This window comes from Reyranella humidisoli, assembly GCF_019039055.1.
GTDB classification, from domain to species: domain Bacteria; phylum Pseudomonadota; class Alphaproteobacteria; order Reyranellales; family Reyranellaceae; genus Reyranella; species Reyranella humidisoli.
In genome coordinates, this window is sequence record NZ_JAHOPB010000001.1 from 3,493,578 (window position 1) to 3,518,239 (window position 24,662).

At 65.2% G+C, this 24,662-nt stretch carries 21 protein-coding genes; 11 read left to right on the plus strand and 10 right to left on the minus strand.

Translation table 11 applies throughout. The features are described from left to right. Positions 1 to 28 precede the first annotated feature (28 nt). From pseB to KQ910_RS16945, 4 genes are read left to right on the plus strand one after another with little or no spacing between them, the layout of a single operon-like run. Positions 29 to 1,051 (plus strand): UDP-N-acetylglucosamine 4,6-dehydratase (inverting), encoded by a 1,023-nt coding sequence (pseB, locus tag KQ910_RS16930; RefSeq protein WP_369408356.1) that lies wholly within the window; start codon positions 29 to 31, stop codon positions 1,049 to 1,051. Beyond that, positions 1,048 to 2,274, plus strand: a complete 1,227-nt coding sequence (gene pseC / locus KQ910_RS16935) for a UDP-4-amino-4,6-dideoxy-N-acetyl-beta-L-altrosamine transaminase (protein ID WP_216962735.1) — start codon at positions 1,048 to 1,050, stop codon at positions 2,272 to 2,274. Before pseB ends, pseC begins: the two co-directional genes overlap by 4 nt. Before the next feature lie 21 nt (positions 2,275 to 2,295). Next, positions 2,296 to 4,083: an N-acetylneuraminate synthase family protein gene (locus KQ910_RS16940; protein ID WP_216962738.1), complete on the plus strand. Its 1,788-nt coding sequence runs from the start codon at positions 2,296 to 2,298 to the stop codon at positions 4,081 to 4,083. 4 nt (positions 4,084 to 4,087) lie between these two features. Beyond that, positions 4,088 to 5,011, plus strand: coding sequence for an aldo/keto reductase (locus tag KQ910_RS16945; protein ID WP_216962741.1), 924 nt, complete (start codon positions 4,088 to 4,090; stop codon positions 5,009 to 5,011). Here the strand turns inward: KQ910_RS16945 and KQ910_RS16950 are convergent. Genes KQ910_RS16950 through KQ910_RS16965 form a run of 4 tightly spaced genes read right to left on the minus strand, consistent with a single transcriptional unit; the run spans position 4,998 to position 8,376 of the window. After that, positions 4,998 to 5,927, minus strand: a complete 930-nt coding sequence (locus KQ910_RS16950) for an ATP-grasp domain-containing protein (protein WP_216962744.1) — start codon at positions 5,925 to 5,927, stop codon at positions 4,998 to 5,000. The two genes, KQ910_RS16945 and KQ910_RS16950, sit on opposite strands and share 14 nt — an antisense overlap. A 2-nt stretch (positions 5,928 to 5,929) precedes the next feature. Beyond that, positions 5,930 to 6,493 carry a UDP-4-amino-4,6-dideoxy-N-acetyl-beta-L-altrosamine N-acetyltransferase gene (gene pseH, locus KQ910_RS16955; RefSeq protein ID WP_216962747.1) on the minus strand — a complete coding sequence of 188 codons (564 nt, stop codon included), beginning with the start codon at positions 6,491 to 6,493 and terminating at the stop codon, positions 5,930 to 5,932. Beyond that, positions 6,494 to 7,579 carry a UDP-2,4-diacetamido-2,4,6-trideoxy-beta-L-altropyranose hydrolase gene (gene pseG / locus KQ910_RS16960; protein WP_216962750.1) on the minus strand — a complete coding sequence of 362 codons (1,086 nt, stop codon included), beginning with the start codon at positions 7,577 to 7,579 and terminating at the stop codon, positions 6,494 to 6,496. It abuts the gene before it with no gap. Beyond that, positions 7,573 to 8,376 (minus strand): SDR family NAD(P)-dependent oxidoreductase, encoded by an 804-nt coding sequence (locus tag KQ910_RS16965; RefSeq protein WP_216962753.1) that lies wholly within the window; start codon positions 8,374 to 8,376, stop codon positions 7,573 to 7,575. Before KQ910_RS16965 ends, pseG begins: the two co-directional genes overlap by 7 nt. 207 nt (positions 8,377 to 8,583) lie before the next feature. Here KQ910_RS16965 and KQ910_RS16970 point away from each other — a divergent pair, with 207 nt between their 5' ends. Genes KQ910_RS16970 through KQ910_RS16985 form a run of 4 tightly spaced genes read left to right on the plus strand, consistent with a single transcriptional unit; the run spans position 8,584 to position 17,058 of the window. Then, positions 8,584 to 11,529, plus strand: a complete 2,946-nt coding sequence (locus KQ910_RS16970) for a tetratricopeptide repeat protein (RefSeq protein ID WP_216962755.1) — start codon at positions 8,584 to 8,586, stop codon at positions 11,527 to 11,529. Beyond that, complete coding sequence (locus KQ910_RS16975) at positions 11,526 to 15,569, plus strand: tetratricopeptide repeat protein (protein WP_216962757.1); 4,044 nt, start codon at positions 11,526 to 11,528, stop codon at positions 15,567 to 15,569. The genes KQ910_RS16970 and KQ910_RS16975 overlap by 4 nt, the downstream gene beginning before the upstream one ends. Then, positions 15,566 to 16,381, plus strand: a complete 816-nt coding sequence (locus KQ910_RS16980; protein ID WP_216962759.1) for an inositol monophosphatase family protein — start codon at positions 15,566 to 15,568, stop codon at positions 16,379 to 16,381. Before KQ910_RS16975 ends, KQ910_RS16980 begins: the two co-directional genes overlap by 4 nt. Beyond that, positions 16,378 to 17,058 carry a PIG-L deacetylase family protein gene (locus KQ910_RS16985; protein ID WP_216962761.1) on the plus strand — a complete coding sequence of 227 codons (681 nt, stop codon included), beginning with the start codon at positions 16,378 to 16,380 and terminating at the stop codon, positions 17,056 to 17,058. The genes KQ910_RS16980 and KQ910_RS16985 overlap by 4 nt, the downstream gene beginning before the upstream one ends. Positions 17,059 to 17,268: 210 nt before the next feature. Here KQ910_RS16985 and KQ910_RS16990 read toward each other — a convergent pair whose 3' ends face one another. From KQ910_RS16990 to KQ910_RS17000, 3 genes are read right to left on the minus strand one after another with little or no spacing between them, the layout of a single operon-like run. Then, on the minus strand, positions 17,269 to 18,282 hold the full coding sequence (locus KQ910_RS16990) for a hypothetical protein (RefSeq protein ID WP_216962764.1): 1,014 nt from the start codon (positions 18,280 to 18,282) through the stop codon (positions 17,269 to 17,271). A gap of 32 nt (positions 18,283 to 18,314) precedes the next feature. After that, positions 18,315 to 19,037, minus strand: a complete 723-nt coding sequence (locus KQ910_RS16995; protein ID WP_216962766.1) for an ATP-binding cassette domain-containing protein — start codon at positions 19,035 to 19,037, stop codon at positions 18,315 to 18,317. After that, positions 19,034 to 19,843 carry an ABC transporter permease gene (locus KQ910_RS17000; RefSeq protein WP_216962770.1) on the minus strand — a complete coding sequence of 270 codons (810 nt, stop codon included), beginning with the start codon at positions 19,841 to 19,843 and terminating at the stop codon, positions 19,034 to 19,036. Before KQ910_RS17000 ends, KQ910_RS16995 begins: the two co-directional genes overlap by 4 nt. A gap of 110 nt (positions 19,844 to 19,953) precedes the next feature. On the opposite strand from KQ910_RS17000, the gene KQ910_RS26990 reads away from it, so the two are divergent. Together KQ910_RS26990 and KQ910_RS17005 are read left to right on the plus strand one after the other, a co-directional pair. Next, positions 19,954 to 20,088: a hypothetical protein gene (locus tag KQ910_RS26990; RefSeq protein ID WP_255560201.1), complete on the plus strand. Its 135-nt coding sequence runs from the start codon at positions 19,954 to 19,956 to the stop codon at positions 20,086 to 20,088. Positions 20,089 to 20,151: 63 nt separating this feature from the next. Further along, entirely contained in the window at positions 20,152 to 20,337 is a 186-nt protein-coding gene (locus KQ910_RS17005) for a hypothetical protein (protein WP_216962773.1), read from the plus strand. Between the two features lie 25 nt (positions 20,338 to 20,362). Here KQ910_RS17005 and KQ910_RS17010 read toward each other — a convergent pair whose 3' ends face one another. The 3 genes from KQ910_RS17010 to KQ910_RS17020 form a co-directional block, all read right to left on the minus strand. Next, positions 20,363 to 21,664 (minus strand): KpsE/RkpR family capsule polysaccharide export protein, encoded by a 1,302-nt coding sequence (locus KQ910_RS17010; protein WP_216962776.1) that lies wholly within the window; start codon positions 21,662 to 21,664, stop codon positions 20,363 to 20,365. Positions 21,665 to 21,770: 106 nt separating this feature from the next. Then, on the minus strand, positions 21,771 to 23,780 hold the full coding sequence (locus KQ910_RS17015) for a glycosyltransferase (protein ID WP_216962779.1): 2,010 nt from the start codon (positions 23,778 to 23,780) through the stop codon (positions 21,771 to 21,773). After that, positions 23,777 to 24,115, minus strand: coding sequence for a hypothetical protein (locus KQ910_RS17020; RefSeq protein ID WP_216962782.1), 339 nt, complete (start codon positions 24,113 to 24,115; stop codon positions 23,777 to 23,779). Before KQ910_RS17020 ends, KQ910_RS17015 begins: the two co-directional genes overlap by 4 nt. 324 nt (positions 24,116 to 24,439) lie before the next feature. Between KQ910_RS17020 and KQ910_RS17025 the strand changes: the two genes are divergently transcribed. Beyond that, positions 24,440 to 24,625, plus strand: a complete 186-nt coding sequence (locus tag KQ910_RS17025; protein ID WP_216962785.1) for a hypothetical protein — start codon at positions 24,440 to 24,442, stop codon at positions 24,623 to 24,625. Positions 24,626 to 24,662 lie beyond the last annotated feature (37 nt).

Sequence of the window (24,662 nt, forward strand, 5' to 3'; positions counted from 1 at the left end):
CGTCCTTCCAATAGACAAGGGGTTTTGGGTGCGGGTCATTAACGACAAGGCGTATTCGTTCTTCGATGACAAGTCCGTGCTGATCACGGGCGGGACCGGTTCTTTCGGCAACCTGTTCATCAAGAACGTACTGGAGCGGTCCAAGCCGCGACGCGTGATCGTGTACTCGCGCGACGAGTTCAAGCAGTACGAAATGCAACAGCGCTTCGACCTGCATGACTATCCGGCGATCCGCTACTTCATCGGCGACGTTCGCGACGCGAACCGCCTCGAGATGGCGATGCGCGAAGTCGACTGCGTCGTGCACGCGGCCGCGATGAAGCATGTGCCCGCCGCCGAATACAACCCGTTCGAGTGCCTGCACACCAACGTCAACGGCGCCGAGAACGTGGTTCATGCCGCGCTGCGCAACGGCGTGAAGAACGTGCTCGCCCTTTCCACGGACAAGGCCTGCAACCCGATCAATCTCTACGGCGCGAGCAAGCTCGCTTCCGACAAGATCTTCGTGTCGGCCAACAACCTGTCGGGCTCGATCGGCACGCGCTTCACCGTGCTGCGCTACGGCAACGTGGTCGGCTCGCGTGGCAGCGTCATTCCGTTCTTCCGCCGGCTGGTCGAGCAGAAGGCCGATCATCTGCCGATCACCGACGAGCGCATGACGCGCTTCTGGATCACGCTGCAGCAGGGCGTCGATTTCGCGGCCTCCGTGATCAACGCCGCGCATGGCGGCGAGATTTTCGTCCCGAAGATCCCCAGCATGCGGATCACCGACTTGGCGCGTGTCATGGCGCCGACGATCCCGATGAAGAACATCGGCATCCGCCCCGGCGAGAAGCTGCATGAGGTCATGGTCGGCGAGGACGATTCGCGGCAGACCTGCGAACTCGAGGATTGCTACGTCATCGAGCCGGCGTTCAACTGGTGGAAGCGCGACAGCTATGTCGGTAACGGTGCCGAACGGGTCGCCGACGGCTTCCGCTACTCCAGCGACAACAACAATCGTTGGGTCTCGGACGAAGAACTGAAGGCGTTCCTGCGGGACATCAAGTGACCGACGGGGGCTCCGGCCCGTTCCTGTCGTACGGGCGACAGTCGATCAGCGACGAGGACATCGAGGCCGTCGTCGCGGTACTGCGCGGCGACTGGCTGACGCAGGGGCCGACGGTCGATGCGTTCGAGAAGGAACTCGCGACGCTTACCGGCGCCACGCACGCGGTTGCCTGCTCCAACGGCACGACCGGCCTGCACATCGCCGCGGCGGCGCTGGACCTCCAGCCGAAGGATGCCGTGATCGTTCCGTCGATCACGTTCCTGGCGACGGCTAACGCGGTCCGCTATGTCGGCGCCGAGGTCGTTTTCGCGGATGTGAATCCCGATACCGCGCTCATGGAGCCGCAGCATCTCGAGGATGCCCTCGCACGGGCGAAGGCCCTGGGGCTGCGTCCGCGGGCGGTGTTCCCTGTGCATCTCGCAGGACATCCGGCGGATGTGCGCGATGCAGCGCGGGCTGCCGGCCTCATGGTGGTCGAAGATGCCTGTCATGCGCTCGGCACGAGGATGCGGCGCGGCGACGGCGAGGTGACGGTGGGCTCGGGATCGGGCGTCGACATGACGGTCTTCTCCTTCCACCCGGTCAAGACGATCGCCACGGGCGAGGGCGGGGCCGTCACGACCAGCGACGACGAACTGGGTGACCGGCTGCGCCGCTTCCGCAGCCACGGAATGGTGCGCGAACCGCAGCTCTTCCGGAACAGGGACGAGGCCTTCTCGCCGGATGGCAAGCCGAACCCCTGGTACTATGAAATGCCGGACATCGGCTTCAACTACCGGCTCACGGATCTGCAGAGCGCGCTCGGCCTGTCGCAACTCAAGCGTATCGACCGGTTCATCGAGCGGCGCGAGGAGATCGTCGATCTCTACGATCGCAGCCTCGTGCCCCTGTCGCCCTACATCAAGCCGCTCTCGCGTTCGAAAGCGTCGGGGTCGCGGGTTGGCTGGCACCTCTATGTCGGTCTTTTCGATTTCGAGCGCCTGGGCCTCGGCCGCGCCGACGTGATGGCGGCGCTTCGCGAAAAGAACATCGGCAGCCAGGTGCACTATGTGCCGGTTCACTGGCAGCCCTACTATGTCGAACGCTACGGCAAGCTCGATCTGCCGGGCGCTGCCGCCTACTATCGTCGCTGCCTCTCGCTGCCGCTGTATCCGGGTCTGCAGGACACCGACGTACAGCGTGTGGTCGATGCACTGGCCGGACTCGTGAAGCGCGCGGCCTGATCCGCAACGGGGACATCTACCGTGAAAGCACCATTGCTCGTCTATGAAACGGCCAACGTGCATGGCGGAGACCCGGATAGCCTGATCGCGTTGGTCGATGCGCTGGGCAAGCAGACCTACGCGAGACAGGCGATCAAGTTTCATCCCATTTCGGCGGAAACGCTCTCGCTGCCCGACTTCTCCTACTTCGGGACCTATCAGAAGCTCGAGATTCCGGCGGCGCGCTGGGCGGATATCATTGACCGCGCCAAGGCCGCGATCGGAGCGGTGTGGCTCGAGGGCGCCGACCTGAGCTGTATCCGCGTCCTGTCGGAGAACCTGGACAAAGTCGACGGCATCAAGCTGCAGTCGTCGATTCTCGAGAATCACGAGGTTCTTACCGCGCTGGCGGCCCTCGATCTTTCGGACAAGACGCTCACCCTGAACATTGCTGGTTACGAAGTCGGCCGGATTTCGGAAGCGGTCCGTCGCTTCCGCGTGCTACGGCCGGGGCGGATTGCCCTGCAGGTCGGCTTCCAGGCCTATCCCACCGCAGTCGAGGATGCGCTCCTGAACAAGATTCCGGTCCTGCGCGCGGCCTTCCCCGATCTCGACATCGCGCTCGCCGACCATGTCGATGCGAACGACCCGTTTGCCCGCCGCCTGCCGCTCATTGCGGCGGCCCTGGGCTGTACGATCATCGAGAAGCATGTCTGCATCGACCGGGCCACGGCGCCGCTCGACGGATCCGCCGCGCTGGAGCCCGCGGAGGTGGCCGAGCTTGGCCGCGACCTCACGCTGATGGCGCGCAGCTTCGACGATCGCTTCATCGCGGCAGCGGAGGCCGCCTATCTCGAAAAGACCGTCCAGCGACCGATCGTGCGGAGCGGCCTGGCAAAGGGCCAACTCGTGGCGCACGAGGACCTGCTGTACAGGCGCACCGACCGCCCGGGTCTCACGATGGCCGAGATCGAAGGCCTGCAGCGGTCGTTCCATATCCTGGCGCGACCGCTTGCTGCGAAGGCGCCGGTCGTTCGGGAGGACTTTCGCGGCGCGCACATCGCGGCGGTCGTGGCCGGCCGCATGAAGTCGACGCGCCTGCCCAAGAAGGCGACACTGGCGGTCCATGGCGTGCCGAGCGTCGAGCGCACGCTGGAGAATTGCCTGCGTTTTCCGTATGTCCGCACCGTCGTGCTCGCCACGTCGACGACCGATGAGGACAGCGTGCTGGAAAAGCATACGCTGGGTGGCCGGGTGAAGTTCTGGAAGGGCGAGCCCGAGGACGTGATCAAGCGCTACCTCGGCGCCTGCGATGCCTACGATATCGACGTGGTGATCCGGGCGACGGCCGATTGCCTCACCATGTCGCCGGAGATCACGAAGATTCTGCTCGAAGAGCATTTTGCGTCGGGCGCCGACTTCACCCGCGTGCGGGCCGAGGCGCCTGGCTCCGCGCCGCAGATCTTCAATGTCGAGGCGCTGCGTCGTATCGACCGGCTGAGCGGCGGCGCGGTCTATTCCGAGTACATGAACCAGTATGTCGAGAACAATCCCGAGCACTTCAAGATCCATTGGGTCGATCTGCCGGCCGATCTCGTGCGGACGAACTACCGGCTGACGCTCGACTATCCAGAAGACCTGAAGATGTACGAGGCGCTCTATGCCGAACTGGAGCGCCGCAATCAGGTGGCCGACCTGCGCAACGTGATCGGCGTGCTGGATTCCAGGCCGGAGATCGCTGCCCTCAACGGCGGCATCAGCCAGATCTACCTGCAGGACCCGGATCTGATCGCCAAGCTGAAGATCGCGACCCGCTTTCCGCAGGCCTGAAGGCGTGGCGGCGGGGTTCGTCCTGGGGACGGCGCAGCTTGGGCTGGCCTATGGCCGCACCAATGCGGTCGGCAATCTGTCGGACGAAGCCGCGCTCGGCCTGCTGGAGGCTGCGTACGCGAGCGGGGTCCGCGAGATCGATACGGCGCGCGCCTATGGCCTCAGCGAGCAGCGCATCGGCGAGTTCGTGCGGGCACATGGCGTGCGAGACCTGCGGATCCTGACCAAGCTCTCGCCCTTGCAGGATCTCACGCCGGAAGCGGGAGAAGCGGACGTCGCCTCGACGGTACGGCAATCGCTCGAGACATCCCTGGCCAATCTCCATCTCGATCGGCTGCCGGTGCTCATGCTTCATAGGCCCGATCATGCCGACGCCTTCGGAGGAGCGGTCTTGCGCGAGTTGCGGCGTTGGCGCGAGAAGGGGGCAATCGGAGCCCTGGGCGCGTCGGTCAACGTGCCGAAAGAGCTGGCGCAGGTGATGACCCACCGCGATTTCGAGCACATCCAGCTTCCCTACAATCTCCTCGACCGGCGGTGGCCCGCCGCCTTGGAGAAGGATGCCGCCGGGCGGGCTTTCCATGTTCGCAGCGTTTTCCTGCAGGGGCTGCTGGCCAATCCTCAAACGGCGGCCTGGCCCGATGTGCCCGGCTACGAGCCGGCAGCACTGGCACGATCCCTGGAGATCGCGGCGGAGCGCCTGAAGCGCCGCGGCGTGCGCGACCTGGCCGTGGCTTATGTGCGAGGGCAGGCCTGGATCGGAGGATGCGTCGTCGGCGTGGAGCGGCCGGAACAGCTTGCCGAGAATCTTCGGTTGTTCGAGCAGCCGCCGCTGACCGCCGACGAGATCGCGCTGGTACGCGAAGCCTTGCCGCCGGTGCCGTCGGCCCTGGTCGAGCCGTGGACGTGGCCGCCGGTCAAAGCGGCGTGATCTCGTTCGACCAGGATCGCTGCAGCGAATAGTGCCGGTCGGGCACGAAGACATCACCCTTGGCGCCGTCGAGGAAGGCGGCGATCGGATCGAAGCCCGTGGAAACGGCCAGGCAGAAGGTCGTCGAAACGCGCGGATTGACCTCGAAGGGATAGATCTTCCGGTCGTCGGTCAGCATGAGCTGGATGTTGTAGACGCCGGACGCCCGGAAATGGCCCTGGAACCGCTCGACATAGTCGAGGATCTCCGGCGTGGCGTCGGTCTCCGCGCGGATGGTGATGCCGCGCTTGATCAGCACCTTCACGGGCACGACGGCGGCGAGCTTGCCGGTGCGATCGGCCGCGACGAACACCGTGTACTCCTGGCCCTCGACATAATCCTGGGCCACGAGGTCGTCGCTGGCCGGCACGCCGCTCAGCGCGAAATAGGGCGCGAGCTGCGACGGATCGGTGAGCTGCCGCACGCCACGCGAGCCGCGTCCCGACCGGGGCTTGGCGATGATGGGGAAGGTGAGTTCTTCCGCCCGGTCGAACAGGACTGTGCGCGGCGCGCTCAGGCCCGCTTCGGCGATCAACTGCTCGGCGCGGTACTTGTCGAGCATCGACTCCACGAAGCCTGCCGACGGCAGCAGGAACGGTACCGGGCTGTCGCCGGCCGCGCGCGCGAGCGGGAGTAATTCCTCATCGACGCCGGGCACCACGAGGTCCAGCGCGTGTTCGCGCGCCAGGCGAAGGATTTCGGGAACGAACGCCGGATCGCGGGCGAAGGGCAACCGCACGCGACGGTCGGCGGGAATCGAGGTGGCGATCGCCGTCGGGTCGGCGTCGCCGAAATACATTTCGTAGCGGCCGTGCCAATGACGGTTGATGGCTTCGTTGCCGGCGCCGCCGCCGCCCGTGAAGAGAATCTTGCGCACGATCACCTGGCTGAAAACAAGGTCGAGAACTGCTGCTGCCGGGCGGACTTCCACTTGTCGGCAAACAACGCATAAAGACGGACATCGAGCATCTCGTCGCCGCGCCGCAGGTGACGAAGCCGCACGCCCTCGAGCTCGAAGCCGAGGTTTTCGTGAAGCCGGGCGCTGCGCGGATTGGAAGAGATCGCATCGCCGCAAAGCTTCGAGAGCCCGAGACCGTCGAAGAAATGGTCGGCGGCCATGAACAGCATGGCGCCGCCGGAGCCGCGAACGGCGTCGGGTTCGCCGATATAGAACGTCCACTCCCCACGGCCGTGCCTGCGCTCGATCGCGTAGAAGCCCACCGATCCGATGGGACGTCCACGATACTCGCAGATGTGATAGCTGCAGGTGTCGTTCGAAGTGGCGCGGCCGATCCAGGCCGTGTGTTCATCGAGCCTGATTTCGTGGTCCGTGTACATCGACGCGCGGATCGAGGGCTGGTTGCGCCATGCCATCGTCATCGCCGCATCGGCCACGGTCAGCGGCCGCAGCCGGAAGTCGCCGTATCTCAGGTCGAAGCCCACTTATCCGCCCATTTCCTCGATGACGCGTACCATGCGCGCGATGCCGCCGCCGTCCACCAGCGCCTGGCCCGCGCGCGACGAGGCAAGCTGCCAAGCCTGATCCCCCATCGCAGATTGAACGGCCGCCCGCAAATCCTCGACCGTCAGCCGGTTGCCGTCGCCGAGCGATCGCACGACGCCCATGCGATCCAGTCTTTCGGCGATCTCCCGCTGGTTGTCCGCCAGGACGACGATGAGGCTGGGAAGACCGAGGTAGCATCGTTCCCAACTCGTCGTGCCGCCTGCACCGAGGCAGAGATCGGCGGCGTCCATCAGGATCGACGGCTGAGGATGCTGGACGTGGAGTGTCGCCTGCGGCATGGCCTGGGCCTGCCGGCGGACCTCTTCGAGGCGCGGATTGGACGTGCCGACGGTGACGTCGAGCGCAATCGCTGAGAAATCGGGATGGTCGAGCGCCCGAAGCGCCCGACCCGTCATGTCGAGCGGATCGTTGCCGCCAAACGTCATCAGGATCCGGCGGACGGGCCGGGGTCCGCGCAGCACCTGGGGCCTGCCGAAGAATTCCCGCCTCAGCGGGATGTAACGCGGTCCCAGCAAGAGCTTGGTTCGCGCCGGCACGAGCCCGTCGTAACGGGTGTTGGCATCCTCGCCGTGACTGGCGTCGAGGAGCACGTCGCTGTCGTGCGGCCGGTCGGCCAGGTCGTCGACGACGAACAGCCTCCGCGTGGCCCGTCCCACGATCTTCTCCCAACCCGCGTCGAGGCTGTAATGGTCCACGACCACCCAGTCGACGGGCGCGCCCTTCACCTCGATAACGGCCACCGTACGGCGGGCATCTTCCTCCGGACCGATCCCCGCGGGCAGGACGACGCAGTCGAATCCCCGATCGCGAATCAGGTCGACCAGGTGGCCCGGCTCGCTGCGGCAGACGAACGTAATGCCGTGACCGCGTGCCTTCAGCTCGTCCGCGACGCCGAGACAGCGATGGACGTGTCCGGTGCCGATGGCGGCGGACGCATCAGCCCGGAAAACGGCTTCGAGACGGCGGGAGGGCGGCCCGGGAAAGCCCGCCGCGTCCATCACCATGCCGTCCAGCCGCCGTCGACGGAAATGTTGGCACCGTTCACGTAGCGCGAGGCGTCGCTCAGCAGAAAGGCAACGACGCCCGCGGCCTCTTCGGGTTGCCCGATGCGGCCCAGCGGCACGCGGTTGGCCAGGCGGGCGACGAAAGCTGGATTGCTTTGCTGTGCTTCGGCCGAGGGAAAGGGGCCGGGACTGATGGCATTCGTGCGGATGCCGAGCGGGCCGAATTCACAGGCAGAGTAGCGGGTAAGCTGAAGCAGGGCCGCCTTGGCTGCGCCATAGAAGGGCGGATTGCGGCCGGCCTCGGTGTCGTAGACCCGCGGATCGGGGCTGACGATGCCGTACATCGAGGAGACGTTCACGATCGAGGCGCTTCCGCTGTTCGCCACGGCCTTCTGGAGGGCCGGAAGGAGCAGTCGGATGCTCGCGGCGACCGAGGCCACGGAGACGTCGTAGATTTCCATGTAGGTGGCCTTGTCGGCCAATCGCAGCGATCCGGTCTTGCCGATGGCCGCGTTGTTGATCAGGCCGTCCAGCTGCGGCACATCGAGTGCCTCGAAGGCCTTGATCATGCCGGCCTCGTCGGCAATGTCGAGCACGAGGGGACGAAACCGGCCCGGACCTGCGGCAAGCTCCTCTGCGAGGCGCTGCAGCCGGTCGCCGTTGCGGCCCACCCCGATGACGTGTGCGCCCCCGGCGACGAGAAGACGAGCCATGGCCGAGCCCAGGTACCCGCCGGCACCGGTCAGAAGGAGATGTTTTCCCTCGACGGAGAAAGCCGCGTCATAGGCAATGCTCATCGTCTCACGGTCCTGATCATTGGAATTGCACGCCGTGTGTATTTATCCTGCGGCGATTCCGTGGCATGAAACATACCGCTGTCTCGGAAGCGCGAATATCGAGGCCCGCCCTGTCGGAAATTGTCGCCGCATCCCGTGCAGTACTATATCCATCCTGTCCGGGTACAACATCATTCGAACAACAAAGAATACGAGTCTCTGCGCTTGATGAACCTCGTCCAGCACCTGGCCAGCAGGATCGACAGCAGACGTGTGGCGGCGCTGCGGACACGCGCGCTCGACAGGTCGCAGGCACGTCATTGGGAGGAGGCGGAAAGGGCCTGGCGCCAGGTCATGTCCGCGACCCCCAACAGCATCGAGAACGCCGTCGAGTTGGTGGACGTGCTGCGAAGGCTGAAGCGCTATGACGAAGCCGACCGGCTGGTCGAAAATTTCCTGCGCTCGTCGCCACGCGACCTTCGCCTGCTCGTCGTCTATGCCCGCAACGCAACGGCCGCGGTCGACCGCGAAGCGACGTGCGAGCGTTGGCTGGCCGTCCTCGACGTGGATGCGGACTCGTTCGAAGCCCACCTGCGGCTTGCCCTCGCGTTCGAAGCGATGGCCGTCGAAAGCAAGGCATCGCTTCATTTCGATCGCGCGAGGCAGCTCTCTCCCGATCATCCCGAACTGATCAAGTCGCTGGCAGGCCATCTCGCGCAGAAGGGCGATGCGCGCGAGGCGGCCAAGGTCTATGCGCGAGTCGTGGAGCGCTTCCCCAAGGATTCGGAACAACTCCTTTCCTATGCAAGGGTCCTCATCGATCTCGGGGACGTGAAGGCTGCCGATGGCGTGCTCGGACGCAGCGCGGCGGGCCGCAAGCTCGACCGAAGGCTGCTGGAAGCGCGTATTCGCTGCGACATCGCGCTCGGTGCCTGGCCCGAAGTCGTGCAGAATCTTCGGCACCTGCTGGCGAAGAGCAAGCAGTCTCGGGAAACCGCGCTCAAGATCTGGGAACTGCTGCGAGGCGTCGGCAGCCTGTCGAACATCCAGCCGGACGTTGCCTCGGATCTCGCGACGATCATAGCGCCACACCAGCTCCCGCTGATCGCTGCGGCGCGTGACGACCATGCCTTCGGCGTCGCGCTGGATCTGCTCACGTTGTCCGGCGAATCCAGCCGGAGCATGCTTCTGCGCGCCGAACTGCTCGCGGATATGCGCCGCTATGCCGAGGCCGAAGCGATCTGCCGCAAGCTGCTGTCGTCGCGATCGAAGCCGCGGCATCTGCAGACCCTGCAGTTGCTCGACCGGATCGTCGCGTCGCAGTTCGACTGGCCCGAGGCGCTGTCGGTCCGTCAGCAGCTGGCTGCACTGTCGCCGAACGACGGAGCTGTGCATCGTGCGATCGCCGATGCCCTGGTGAACATGGGGGATCTGGCTGGCGCCGAGAATTCGCTTCTGCGCGCGATTCAGCTCAACGTGCAGGACGGGGAGGCGATGTATCGTCTCGGACTGCTTGCCTTTACGCGGAACGAGCCGCGACTGGCGCAGTCCTACTTCGGTCATGCGACTGGATCGATTGCGGCCCGCACCGACGCGTTCTATCGGCTTGGCATCGTTCAGCAGGCGCTGGACGATCGCAAGGCTAGTATCGAAGCTTACGCGGCGTGCCTGAAGGCCCAACCGACGCACAAGCAGGCCTTCAATGCTCTCGTGGAGATCGAGGGGCGGGACAACGAGGACTCGCTGTGGCATCGCCACCTCGCGGCAATCGAGGAGCGAACGCGGAAGATCGACGAGGAATGGGTATTCATCGCCAGTGCGGAGATATTCCTCCACGACTTCGAACGCGCCCTGCAGACGCTCGAGCGCGCTCTCTCGGCGACGGGCTACCATGCCGAGCTCGCGCTGCTCCAGGCACATGCGTTACGTCTCGACGGGAGGCTCGACCAGGCGGAAAGCGCCGTCCGGCGCCTGCTGGCGAAGGCTCCATTCTACTATCGTGCCTATGATGAATTCGTGCAGATCCTGTGCGCCGGCGGAAAGTTCGTCGAGGCGAGGGATTTCGTCGAGTCCAAGCCCCTGTATTTCGGTTCGCCCGAACTGAAAGCGCGGGCGATTGGTCTGCTGACCCATGTCTATTTCGGCATTGGCGATCCGCGATCTGCACTGCTGACCTATCGCGATTCATCTCTTTCGACGGCCGTTCGGCAGAATGTCGGCGCCGACAGTTTCGTGCAGTCGACCTCGGCCATTCGGCCCCGCGACAAGGTTCTGGCGCTCGCGGCATGGGGTCTCGGCGACGAGACGCTCTGGAGCACGTTCTATCCAGCACTGAACGCGCGGATCGCGAATCTCTCGATTACCTGCGACCCGAGGATGACGAAGCTGCTTCAGCGTTCCTTCCCCGGGGTGGATTTTCGCCCCACCGCGCGCTGGATGGGCCTCGATGCGCTGCACGGCACAGGCGTGGCCAAGAAGTACGCCGGGCTTCCAAACCTGTCCCTGACTCGGGTGGTCGACAATGTCGGTTGGGACATGATCGGCCGGGCCGCAAAGGTCGCGGTCGTGACCGACCTGCTGCCTGACGTCTGCGACTCGCTGGATTCGATACCGCGAACCTTGGGCTACCTGAAACCCGACCCGTACAGAGTTGACTACTGGCGCGGAAGACTGGCGCAGCGTGCGGACGGCCCGAAGGTCGGGATTGCCTGGAGTAGCCTCCGGTTGACCCATCACCGTCGCGGTCACCTCACGAACCTCGCCGACTGGACGCCCGTACTGAAAATTCCGGGGCTCAGCCTGATTTGCCTGGATCCTGCGGCCGACGATGCCGAGATTGCGGCCGTTCGCGAGCGCTTCGGCGTCGATATCCACAGGCCGGAAGGGCTCAATCTGCGTCGCGACATCGACGACAAGGCCGCTCTCATGAAGGCGCTCGACCTGGTCATCTGCGTTGCCAACGGCGTCAGCGAACTGTCGGGGGCAATCGGCGTGGAAACCTGGATGCTCAACCGATCGCATACGCTGGACTGGCGAATTGTCGACGGGGAAGGGACGGACGTCTTTCATCCCAACAAGACGCACGTGTTCGTCGAAGACCGTCACAATGTCGATGCGTTGATGGAGGCGACGGGAGCGCGGTTGCAGAAGTGGCTCGAGGCCGGGCGCAGATGACGAATTCCGATCACTCCATCGAGCAGTGGCAACGGCGGATTTCGGCCGAGCCGCTCTCCGTCCCGGCCTGGCTTGGCTTCGCGATCGCCTCTCTGCGGGAAGGGAAGCTGCGGGACGGGCTGATCGGCTTCAGGGTGGCCGCCCAGTACGGGCGGCTCGACCCGGGGCTTGCGCGCGAGGTGGCTGCCGAGGCTGCCAGGTTGGGCCTCTGGTCGATCGTGACCGAGGCGCTCGAACAAGCCGATCCTGCCGACGTGTCGCTCGGCCTTCTTGCGGGCGAGGCTCAATACCGTGCGGGCAGCGCCGGTCGCGCGAAGCAGATCGCCGAGAGGCTGCTCGAACAGGCTCCCGCGTCTGCCGCGCTGCTGCTGGCCCAGTCCGAGCGGCGTGCCGGACGGGCTGCCGCGGCGGAATCTCTGCTGCTGGACCTGCTGCAGAAACACCCGATGGAAGGCCCCATTCGCGCCGCCCTCGTCGAGTGTCTCGTGGAGCGCGGAAATACCGACCAGGCCCAGCGGCTGCTCGACCAGGCGCATGAACTTGGCCTTCGGGACGCCGCCTTCCTGGCTCTGCGCGGGCGCATTGCCGAGCACCTCAAGGGCCATGCGACGGCCGCCGAGATGTTCCGCGAAGCGCTGGCACTTGATCCCTACCATGTGGACGCGTTGCTTTGGCTGGCGCGCCTCAATCTGCGCAACCTGGCCAATCCGGGGGAGGCGGCGACACTCATTCGTCGGCTGCTCCTCGTGGCGCCCACCCACAGCGTCGCGATGGTCTTGTTCGCCGACATTGGCGAGGCGACGGGCGCGCTCGGTGAAGCCGTCGATCGGTTGACGGAGTTCTACACCGCCTTTCCGGCCGACCATCGCATCGGTCTTCGCCTGGTCAAGCTTCTTGTCACGGTGGGTGAGGGCGCTCGGGCCACGGAGGTGGCGGCCGGGCTCCTGGCACAGAATGCGCGTGGGCGGGCGTTCGTCGTCGATCTCGCGGTGGCACGCGCCAGCACCGGGGATTGGGCAAGGGCGATCGACGACCTGCACCAGGAATTCCGGGGCGCCGGCACGGTCGACCTGGTCCGTATCCTGACCCGCGTCTTCCAGGTGCTGCCCGACACTGCGGCCGAAACCGTCTTCGCGAACGCCGTCGTGGCACGCTGGCAGACCCCCGATGTAGCGCTTCAGATGCTGACGCGCGCGCGCAACGCCGGCCAGCCGGAACGGGCGCTTGTCTGGGCCGAGGCGCTGGTCCGCTCAAATCCCGAGGGGCTTCCGGCAACCGTGATGGAAGCGATTGCGCCGGTCGCCCAGGCGAATGGCCGCCTGCAGCTGGTCGACGACTGGATTGCCAAGGCGCAGCGCGAGCATCCGCTTGCGGCGCTGAAGCACGAGATCGGGCAGGCCTTCGAACGCCGCGACTTCTCCAGGGCGCGGGATCTTCTGTCGAGGGTGGTCAAGGAGTTGCCCTCCGACATCGACGCCCGCATCCGGCTCGTGCGGGCATTGTTCCAGTCCGGCCATCTGGCCGAGGCGGAGAAGGCGGCGGAGAACGCCAGGCGGCAGGTGCCGGATGCTCCGGACATCGGTCGCATGAAGTTCGAGCTGGCGCTTCTGCGCGGGGATCCGGACCAGGCGATCGCAATGGCCGCGCAGTTCGGTCCCCTGTCGACCGCGCGCTTCGCGAGCGAAGCGGATCTCCTCACGCTGGCGATCGGCGAGATGTTGAGGCGCGGCGATCTGGCGGCGGCGAGCGGTCTGGTCGCGACGCTGGCAAGCGCGACGGAAAGACTTATTCTGTTGCCCCGGCGCCAGCCCATCGTGTTCGAATATCTGCGCATGATCGGTCGTCTGGGATCGACGGCGGACATGGAGGCGCTTGCCCGCCGCGCCATCGGAGAAGGCTACAATCAGGCAAGGATACTCGATGCCCTGGCGGAGCATCTGCAATCCTCGGGCGACCTGAAGTCCGCTCTTGCCGTGACGGCGGAAGCTCTGGAGCACGGCGCGGACGCGTTCGAGCGCCGCCGGCGCTATGCGCAGCTTCTGGTACGCTTCAGCCGCTGGGACGAGGCGCTGGATCTGACGCACCAGCTTCTGCTCGAGCGGCCGAATGTCGTCGCCCTGATGCAGTTGAGGAGCCAGGTTCTGGCAGGCGTGGACCGGGTCGACGAGGCCGAGGCGCTGCTTCGCCTCGCCGTCTTCCAGTCGCGTGGCCGCATCGACATCCTCCACGAACTCGCCGCCTTCCTGCGCGGTCGCCGACGGCTCGAAATGGAAATCTCGTCGCTGCGGATGCACGTTCAGCGGTTCCCCAACGACCTTCCGGCCAAGCTGCAGCTGGCGATCTGCCAGTATCACAACGGCGAACTGGCGGAGGCTGATCGAACGCTCGCCGCGATGATGTCGGGCAGCCGATACGACATCACCGTGCTCGAGTTCCATGTCACGGTCCGGTACCTGCGGATGGACTATGGCGGGGCGCTCGACCTCGTGGCCGTCCTCGACGCGCCACGCGTGTCAGTGCCGGCGACGACGCGGCGCATCAGCGCGCTCTACCGGCAGATATTCGACTATAGCGGCAGTGCTCGCCCGTTGCGCCGCGCCTTCCATGCCGGGGTGACCGACGTCTCCGTGCTGGTCGGCCTGCTCGAATACGCAACCGAATGGGAAGATCCCGCCGAGGCGCTAGCCTCCAGCATGCGTGTGATCGACCACCACCCGCATGAGCCCCGGGGGTACTTCTACAGGGGGCTCGTCCTGCACCAGGCCGGCGAGATCGAGGCGGCGCGCGTCGCCCTGAAGACGGCGCTGTTCGTGCGGCACTCCGATCCCACCGCCCTCATGCAGCTGGGACACATCGAGGAGGAACTCGGCAATTTCGAGGGCGCGCTCGCCTGGTACGACCGGAGCGTCAAGGCGTCGACCGATGCAGGGCGCAGTCCCAGCGCCCGCACGCTTTGGCATCGCTTCCTCGTGCTGATGATCATGGGCCGGCCCGCAGAAGCGGCCGAAGCCCATCGTCTCCAGTGCGAGCTGTACGAGGACGTCTTTCCGCGCCATCTCAAGGTGTGGCACGGCGAGGCACTCGATGGAAAATCGCTGGCCATCGCCGTGCGCGGCGGTCCGGGCGACGAATTGCGGCTGGCGGCGATGTGCCTGCAAAGGCTGCTGGATGCGGGAATTCGCGATTGCACCTTCGCCTGCGACCCGAGGCTCTACACGCTGCTCAGACGCTCCTATCCGGAGATCGATTTCGTCCCAACCTTCTCCGGGCACCGTCAGCTTCGCCGCGACGACGGCGGAAAATCGCCCACCCTCGATCGCGTCTGGCCAGGAGTCGCACCGCGTGTCGTGGAAATGGCCATGCCCTTCGAACGGATGGCCGGGCAGGACTTCGTTTGCCACAGCGACCGTCTCTTCCACGAAACCTACGTGGAAGCCGTGCTGCGCCAGGGGCAGCCGCTGCGCCACCGGTTTGCCGTGCCTGATCCCGCAAGGGTGCAGGAGATGCGTGCGCATCTCGCGAAGCTCGGACCCAAGCCCAAGGTCGGCCTCTGCTGGCGCGGGTCGTTCATCAATCGCTATCGCAAGAGGGGCTATTTCTCGATCGACGAGATCGCCTCCATCCTGGCGGTGAAGGATGTGACCTTCGTCGATCTTCAGGTCAACCAGAGCGTCGAAGAGGCGGCGGCGCTGCAGGCGGCCGGCGTGCATGCGATCCCGGGCCTCAACCTCTACGACGATTTCGAGGGTGTTGCGGCGCTGGTGTCCGAACTCGACCTCGTGCTTACGCCTGGCGTCACGATCCGGGACATCGCGAGCGCGGTGAACGTGCCCGTCTGGTCGTTTACCGTCATCCCCGGCGCGTCGGACGTGTGGCGCAAGAGTGCGCAACGGCGGGACAGCTGGTTCCCGTCGATCGTCCACTACGACCTGCTGTCTCTCGGCACGCGCGAGAACGTGATCGCCAGCGTGGCTGCCGATCTGCGCGACCTGGCAGGCAAGGGGGCCTCCGCAGGCTCCGCTCCGCAGGCCGCTGAATGACCTCGAAGCCTCTCCTGGAGGAAGCCGTTCAGGCCGCTGTCATCGACGCGGTGGTCGAACTCGGTGCGAAGCTTTCGGTCTGGCGCACGGACGAGAAAATGCGCGCCTACATCAACAGGGAGCAGCACAAGCTCGCGGCCGACTATGCCGCCGACGCTTTCCTGCGCGAGACACTCGGGAAGCTCACGCCTGACATCCCGATCGTGAGCGAGGAGGACGCGGACCATTTCTCGGCGCGGGCGCCCCTCTACTGGCTGCTCGATCCGATCGACGGGACAGCCAGTTGGCGCGGCGGATTTCCCGGCTTCGTCACCCAACTCGCCCTGATCGCCGACGGCGAGCCCCGCTTCGGAGTCGTACGAGCACCCGTCCTCGACAAGACCTTCGTCGCCGATACCGAGGGCAGGGCCTTCCTCAACGGCGCCAGGCTGCCGGTGCGGAAGCCGGCCGAACGCATCGTCGTGACCGACAATACGCCCGAGCCCCATGGCATCTGTGTGCCGGTCATGCGCACCCTGGGTACCGATGGCTATCATGAGTCGGGCAGCCTTGGCCTCAAGATGTGCCTCGTGGCCGATGGCACCGCCGATCTGTTCGTAAAGGACGTGGTCGTCCGGGACTGGGACGTTGCACCGGCGCTGGCCGTCCTGCGTTCGGTCGGAGCCCTTCTCACCCAGGCGAACGGCTCGGCCTTCCTGCTTGCGGGCGCCTACGACAAGCCGGGCGGTCTGCTGGTCGCCCGTGATCGCGCGCTTTGGGAGCGTGCCGGCCACGCCGTGGCGGCAGCGAAGGGCTGGAGGTTCCAGGCATGAGCACCCGCCGTGTTCTGGTGATCGCCGCCCATGCCGATGACGAGGCGCTCGGCTGCGGTGGGACGCTTGCCCTGCATGCCAGTCGCGGAGACGAGGTCCGGGCTTTGTTCATGACCGACGGGGTCGGGTCTCGAGGGGCCGGAGAGGATGCCGCCGCCCGGCAGCGGCGCGAGGCAGCGAATGCCGCGCTGGCCTGCGTGGGCGTGCGAGACGCGACGTTCCTCGCGCTTCCCGACAACCAGATGGACGGCCTGCCTCTTCTCGAGATCGTCCGCCAGGTCGAGCCCGTCATTTCGGCGTACCGGCCCGATATCGTCTACACGCACCATTTCGCGGACCTGAATGTCGATCACCGCCTGGTGCACCAGGCCACGATGACCGCCCTTCGTCCGCAGCCCGGTGCTCTTGCCCCGACGATCCTGTGCTTCGAGGTGCCGTCCAGCACCGAGTGGCAGACCCCCTCGGCGCAGACGGCCTTCATTCCCAACTGGTTCCAGGACATCAGCGGCACGTTCGAGCGAAAGATCGCGGCACTGGAATTCTACGCGGAGGAAATGCGGGCCTGGCCGCACAGCCGGTCGATCGAGGCGGTAACACATCTCGCGCGCTGGCGGGGAGCCTCGATCGGCGTAGAGGCCGCGGAAGCCTTCATGCTGGCTCGCCATATCGCCCGTTGAGCGAGGGCGCTCGCTTAGAGTCTTTCCGTCTCGAATTGACCCACGGACCTCATCCTGAGGAGCGCGCCGAAGGCGTGCGTCTCGAAGGATGGGCAGCAAACGAGGTGCGCGTGCCCACCCTTCGAGACGCGGTCCTACGGACCGCTCCTCAGGGTGAGGTCATTGTTGAAGAGCGAGATTATTCTATCTTGTCCCAAAAGACCCTGAACTTCAGACGTGCCGTTCCGCGACGTGAAGGCCTTCCTGCAGGACGAGGCCCGTCTCAGCACCATCGATCGTTCGCTCGGCGAGATTGTCGTGGAGCCCGATCCGGTGGCGCTTGCCGTCCAGGAAACGACTCGGAAGGTCGACTGCGAATCGCTCGCCAGGCTTGCCGAGGAGCAGGGCAGTCTCGGCTCCGTTGAAGGCGGAGTCGCCAAGAGGTACGACGGGCTCACCGTCGATCTCGATCATGCCGCTGACCTTGGCCGGACCGGGATGCACCCAGCCCAGGAGGCGTCCGTCGAGCAGTGCAACGATTCCGGCCTGTTCGATCGGCGTGGCACCGACATGGGGCTTCACCTTCAGACGAACGGCAGGTGCTGGCTGGGACGCAGGGTCTCCGGCAACGGGCGAAGCCTCGAGCCGCTCCTCCTCCAATCGGCAGAAATCGATTTCGATCATGCCGGGCTGGGAAAACTGCAGGGCCAGGTACAGCGTCTCGTCCTGGGGCGATGGAGCCCGGCCGAACAGCGCCTTGAGGCGTGACAGGAATGACTGCGCACCGCTCCGGGCCGGCAGGGGGCGGTCGAACTGGACCGAGGCGCTCAGCTCGACCCATTCCTCATGCAGCGGCGTTTCGCGGAAGACCTGCGAGTCGAAGAGCCAACCACCGGTGGGAGCGACTCGCGCGAGATAGGCGGCGTCGAGCTGAGGAAAGACATTCTCCTCAGGAATACCCCGTAATCTTGCCGCGGCGCGCCAGGTGCCGCGGCGCGTGGCGGCTTCGGGGCGGATCCGGCTGGCGATCCTCACCGTTTGATTGGCTTCGAGCTGAAGCCGCAATCCAGCGCCGGTCTCGGAGTTGAGGGGGGCGACACTGAAGCCCGCCGCTCCGCCGTCGGCCTGCAGCGACAGCAACCAGCCATCGCAAATGCGATGCACGCGCCCCGGCGTAACAGCGCGGGGGGCCTTCCAGTTCGCAAACTGCGGATTGCGGTTGATGACCTTGGCTTTGAGTTCCATCGCGCTTCTTCAGACCCGTCCAAGGACAGGTGTCAGCCGAATTCCTCTTCTTCTTCTTCCGCTTCCGCGTGGACTGCGCCCGTCGACAAATCCTCGAAGGAGGGCGGCAAGCGCGCGAAGGTTTCTATAGCCTCCGCGACCGTGGGAAACAAACTCAACTTGCCGGAATGGAGAATGGCGCCGGCAGCCTGGAATTGGCCGGCGACACGGGGGGAAGATGTCGTGAAGATCATTCCGCTATGCTTCAGCCGCTGTTCCAGAGCCTTCCAGCAGGCGTCGCGAAATCCGATCGGAGACGTCGGGCCCAGCCTCTCGTCGAACAGATAGAAGTCGAACGGAATGCCCAGGATCAGGGCCGTGTCGAGGCGCTGGCGGAACGGTGCGGGAAGACTGACGACCGTCTCGTCGAGCATATCCTGCAGAATGGCGAACTCGGTGACGAAGGTCAGAAGCTGCCTGGGATCCACCGAGTAGATTTCGGCCAACCGCAACACGAAAACGCGTACAGACCAGTGGGGCTTCGTGAAGCGTGCCAGGCCGGTCGGGGGCGAAACGGTGCCGCGGCGTTCGACCTGCCCTTCGCTGGCAAGCTGCGTGCCGGCGATGACGCGCAGAAGGGTGGATTTGCCGGAACCATGATGCCCCAGCACGACGAGACGGGCCCGCCTCGGAACCGCGAGGTCGATTCCATCCAGCACCCTTGCCTGCATCATTCCCCGATTGTGATGCTTGGAGACTCCGCGGAGCGTGATCATTGGCCGGCAGGGCCTTCGGACCGGATCATCGCGCGCTCGAAGACGATGCCGATGAAGAGGACGATCAGCGCGAAGTAGGCGAGGTAGGAGCGATCGAGGAGAAAAGTCGGATACTGTCCGTAGAGACCGAGGCGGAACCACTCGATTCCGTGCATCAGCGGGTTCCAGACGACGATGTTGCGGATGAAGGGCGTCAGCAGGTCGGGCATCACGAAGACGCCGGAAAGGAACATCGAACCGCGAGTCAGGATTCCATAGATCCGGCCCCAGACCGGGAAGAACCTGGAGATCGCCTGGTTGATCAGTCCGACGCCGAGGCCGCAGACGATCATCAGCGCGACGGCTGCGAGGCATATGTCGAAGTAGCGGGGAATGGCCTGCTCGATGCCATCCAGCCAGAGGACCGCGAAGAACAGGATCATCATCGAGCCGATGATCAGGATCTCGACCAGGGCCACCGCGATGAAATAGTCGAGCTGCATGCGGCCGGGCAGGCGCGCTCGCTGATTGATCCGGGCGGCGCCCGCGCGCACCGAGACGAAGAGGAACAGGTAGTAGGGAAAGATGCCGCTGGCATAGAACAGCACCATCGACGAACCGTAGTAGTTCAGGCTCTGCTTCAGCAGCATCCTCAGCGCGACGAGGGCGAGGACGAGAATCACCGGCTCCGCAAGCGCGATGACCGCCGCGAACTTGCTGCCCCTGAACTTCGTGGACAGATAGTCGTTCATCGCAGCCGCGATCGTGCGCCGCCAGTTGCCGAACGCCACCGTGAAGTCCCGGGTCGCGGAGGTCGTGGTTGCCATCAATACTTCCCGTTCCCTGGTCCGCACGCCATTATGCTCGACTTCCGAGGGGTATCGAATGTCGAATCAGGGCGGAAGACGGCGGGCAGCCGCACCATGCGAGGGCTGAAATGAGCATCTGGGCGTTCCTTGCCGCCGGATTCGGACTCGCCGTCGCTGGCATCGTGCTGGCACCCATCGTCGCAGGCTGGATCACCATGAACAGAAGGTCCGCCGCGCAGCCCGGTGACGACGAGCTTCACTAGTGGACTGACATCGTCCGGAAACCTTGGCGGCGTATGTATTGGCCGACAAGGAAAGGACCGAGCATGCATATGTCGACTGACAATACCCCGCGTGACGCCGCCGCTACCGAGCTTCAAGCCGGGCCGAACCACGAGACACCCTGCGGAATCCTGCTCAACAGCCAAGCCGACCGGGCCAGCGACGACTGGATTCTGGCGTGGGGCGGCCCGATGAAGCGAGGCGTTCCGATCCATCCGCTCTGGGATTGATCGGACAGCGGCAATACAGTTCCCGTCAGGCGATGTGCTCGCGGATCGCCCGGACGACGAGAAGACCGATCGTCCACAGCATGAAGCAGATCACGCCGACCACGAAGATCGAGAGGATGCGCCGCGGGAAGACCGAACTCTCCGGCAGGCTCGGGTGCACGAACGGATTGACGTAGATGTGCTGGGCCAAGGCATTGGCCCGGGCCTGCTCGAGCAGCTGCATCGTGCTCAGCACCATGTTCTGGGCGAACTGGCGCTCCATATCGAGCTGCTCGAACTTTCCGACGACCGTCGAGAGGGGCTTGCCCTGCTTGTCGGTATTGACCTGCGACTCGACCATTGCGAGCTGGTCCTTGGTCGCGCTGATGCGGGACTGCAAAGCCACGATCGCCGGCGCATTGGGGCCGAGCTGGCGCTTGCTCAAGGTCGCCAGCTCTGTCTGGAGCTGCAGCAGTGTCGTCTTGAGGCTGCCCGCGAGCGCCGTGTTGGTGGAGACGACGCTGGAGTTGGGCTCGATGATCTGCTCGGTATTGCGGAAGTGGGTGAGTTCGCCCCGGATCGTCTTGAGACGCTCCTCGGCGCGACGGACGTCGTTCTCCGCGAACTTGACGGCATCCCAGATCGGTCGGTTGGCCGTCTTGTTGATGACGTTCTCGGAATTCTCCAGGAGCGCCTTGGCGATGGTGAGGGCATCCTCGGGATTGAAGGCGCGGACGCGTGCCGTGGCGATGCCGGTGACCTGGTCGTAGCTGGCCGTCACCATGCGCTGCCAATAGGTGACCAGGCGCTCGACCGGCAGTGACGGATCGAAGCTAGCCCACCAATCCGTTCCTTCACGCGAATACATCGCCCGGAGATCGACCTTGGCCAGCAGATCATCGACCGCCTGCCGGCTCAGCATGTAGTCGGTGACGATGTAGTTCTCGGGCGTGTTCGGCGACGTGCTGACACCGAGCAGGCTGGAGATGCCACCTGCTGAATCGGATGACGAGACGCTGGTCCGCGAATCGCGTACTGCGAACCGGAATTCGGCGACGTATTGGCTCGATGCGTAGAAGCCGAAATAGAGCGTCGCGAGGGCGACCGGCAGAGCCACGAACAGAAGGAACGAAATCAGCGCGCCGTAGGAACGACCCTGCTTGCGCTCGGGCAGCGTCGGCAGCTCGAATACCGGCTCCGCGCGTTCCGGCGCGGCGGGAGTGTCCGACCATTGCGGCTGCTCCTGCGGAGCGAGGCGGGCGTCAGGGGCCTGGAAGCGGGGATCGGTCGTCTCGGGCTGAGGCGGCCTCAGGAAGGCGATCCGGTTCGGAGGGCTGGACTCGGACATTTCTTGGCGCTCGGTCCTTTTGGGGTCTCGGATCATACTTCAAAGGCGACGGATAACCAACTCCGCCAAAAGGTTATGTCGGGGCAACCGGGGCACAATGCCGCCGTTATGTTGCCTTGGCCTTCGCATGGAGGGCGGCGGACAGCCGCTCGCGGATGGTGCGCAGTCCCGGATTTCCCCGCATGACGGCGGTGGCCGCCTCCAGTCGGTCCCGGGAGTGCTTGCGATGCAAGGCCGTGGCGCCGTCCGCCGCGTGCTTTGCCCGCCGCTCCGACCCGAAAGATGCAGATTTCACGTGAAATACATAGGCGTCGGTCGTGATCCCGCAGACGAAGCCTGCGTCGGCTACCCTCAGGCAGAGATCGTCCTCCTCGCCGTAACCGACCGGGAAGTTCTCCTCGTCGAACAGCCCGACCCGGTCGAGGACGGAACGACGGATGGCCAGGCAGAAACCGTTGACGAGCGGAGCGAACTGGACGACGGGCAAGGCTGCCAGCCCGCACATCCGGTCCATGTCGCGGGGCGTTCGGCCCGCGGGCAAGTCGTTGACCATGAAGCCGCCATCCGCCCCGGTGAGGGTTGGCACGGTCTGCCAGCTCGCGGCGTTGGAAAGGGGCCCCACGATGGCCAGGCGGTCGTATTGCGCGCCAGCAGCCAGGAGCTTCTTCAGGGCATCCGGCGGCAGGACCGTGTCGCTGTTCAGCAGCAGGATCCAGTCGGTGGTGGCGGTCCGGAAGATCGTGTTGGCGGATTTGGTGTAGCCGAGATTTTCCGGGTTGCGGACGAGGACGACGCGCGGATGGTTCGCGGCGAAATCCGCGAGAAAGTGCGCCGTCTCTTCGCCTGACGCGTCGTCGACGATGAGGATGAGGTCATCGCTTCCCCGCGCTTCGAGGACGGAGGCGAGGCACGTCCTGACTTCGGCCAGGCTGTTGTGGACGCAGACGCCGATCGTGACAGGTGACGAGGGCGGGGCCGTCTCGACCGGTCGTTCCGGCGGGGGCCACGCCGCGGACGTCCGCGCTCTCTGCGAGCGATGGTCCGCATAGGTCAGCAAAGGATGATTGCGGGCGCTGGCCCCCGCCACGTCGAGCGGCGAGATCGGAATGCCGAGGCGGCGCTGGACGACCGGCAGGCTGAGCTGGTCCCGCCGGCTCCCGTTCTCGATCTCGCGCCACCATGCAGCCATGAGCTCGATGCATCTTGCGTCGTTGTGCCGGCGCACGACGACATTCGTTTCCCAGAGGCCAAGCGAGTCCGGGATGCCCTGCTCGCGATAGAAGTCCAATTGCCGGCAGACGATGGCTTCGTCGTCCTTGAGGAACTCGAGGCATTCCATGCCTTCGTCATAGATGCAGTCTCGTAACGGATGCACGAAGGTGCTCATGACCCCGTCCGATGGCAGTGCATCGACGAAGACACCCACGTCACCGGTCATACGGACGTTGCCATCGATCCAGAGGCTGACCTCATGGTCGGGAAAGTACAGGTGGGGATGGAGCTTCACGAACCGCGCCGACTTTGCCGGGTCGGGATGCTGGTAGTTGAGAGGCAGTACCTTCCAGCCATCGACCTGGATCGGTCGGTCGCTGAAGGCGACGAAGTCGCAGTTGGGCGGGAAGAAGCCCGGCGGCGGCAGGTCGTCGTAGCCGCCGGTGACGGCCGTGAAGATGACGAAGCGAGGACGGGCGGGTGCCGGTTCCGGCAACGGGTCTTCGTACCGCGATCGTTTCGCGGGCGCCGGCAGGTCCGGTCGCCGCGCCTTTCCCTCGTAGAAGAACGGCGCAGGCAGGGACGGCCGGTTGGCGTGCAGCCCGTGCCGCAGAAAGTGCACGAGAGGATTGAGAGTGCCGGCGTCCGGCGTGGTCTTCACGTAGAAGTTGGTGTCGAACTTCCGGGAGGGGCGCCGAAGCTCCGCGGCGCCGTGATCGACATAGTGCAGAAGCGGGTCCATGCCGCTTTGCGCCACATCGGCATAACGGTCGAGGTAGTAGCGCGCGTCGAAGTAGTCCGATGACGCGAGGAGAGCGAGATCGCGTGCATCGCGGCGCTGCCGGACGAGGGCGTAGTGGAGAAAGAACCGAATGCGTCGCGTTGCGGCGCGCAGGGCCTTCAAGGATCGTTCTCGTAGCCCGGTTGGGCCGGGGTGAGGATCAGGCCGTCGGCGGGGTAGGGAATGCCCGGCAGCCCGTCGGGAGGCCGGATCGCCTGGCCGTAGGACGGCACGTCGCTGCCCGGCAGGCCGGTGGCATAGGGGGAAAGCGGTACGCCCTGCGCGCCGCCCATCGTCGAGCCGGTCGGTGACCCTCCCACAGGCTGGCCGACCGTCGAGCCGATGGTGCCGCCGACCGTTCCTCCGATGGTGCCGCCCTGGCCGCCCTGGGCGATTTGCTGCGCCGACGCCGGCGCGGCGAAGACGAGTCCCGGGAGCACGAACAGCAACGCCTTCATGGAAGCCCTAATGTGCCCGCAGGCAGGTGAATGGTGAAAGCGAGTGTGGCTCGCTCCGCCGCCCGGAACAATCCTGCTCGATCCGGACCTCATTTGCCCATGGCCGTCAGGGTCTTGTCGAAGATCGCGCAGTGCCGGAGCCGGGGGGCGAGGCGAATCACTTCTCACGGTGCGTTCCAAGTCACAGAGATAATTGGATATTTCAACCTTATCCAGCAGGGCCGTCGTTCGTCGGCCGAGGCGCAACAGTTCTGTCATGGCTTGGCGTCAGACTAGCCTTCGGGACGGAGAATTCGCCGTACCCATGCATCGCAGGAGGAGCTCATGCAACGACTGCTGGATACCCGCTTTCCCGAGGGCTGGGAGGAGAGAGTCCGGATACTGACCAGCCCGGCGAAGACCTGGCGGGAGCGAAACGGACGTTTCCGGGAAATGATGGTCACACGCGAGATCTACGAACGGGAGCGCAAACGCCCCGCCAACAACGAGAACTGGTCCTTCGTCCGCTGATCGAAATCGGCCATTCCGCCCCCTTTCTGCAGGGGGG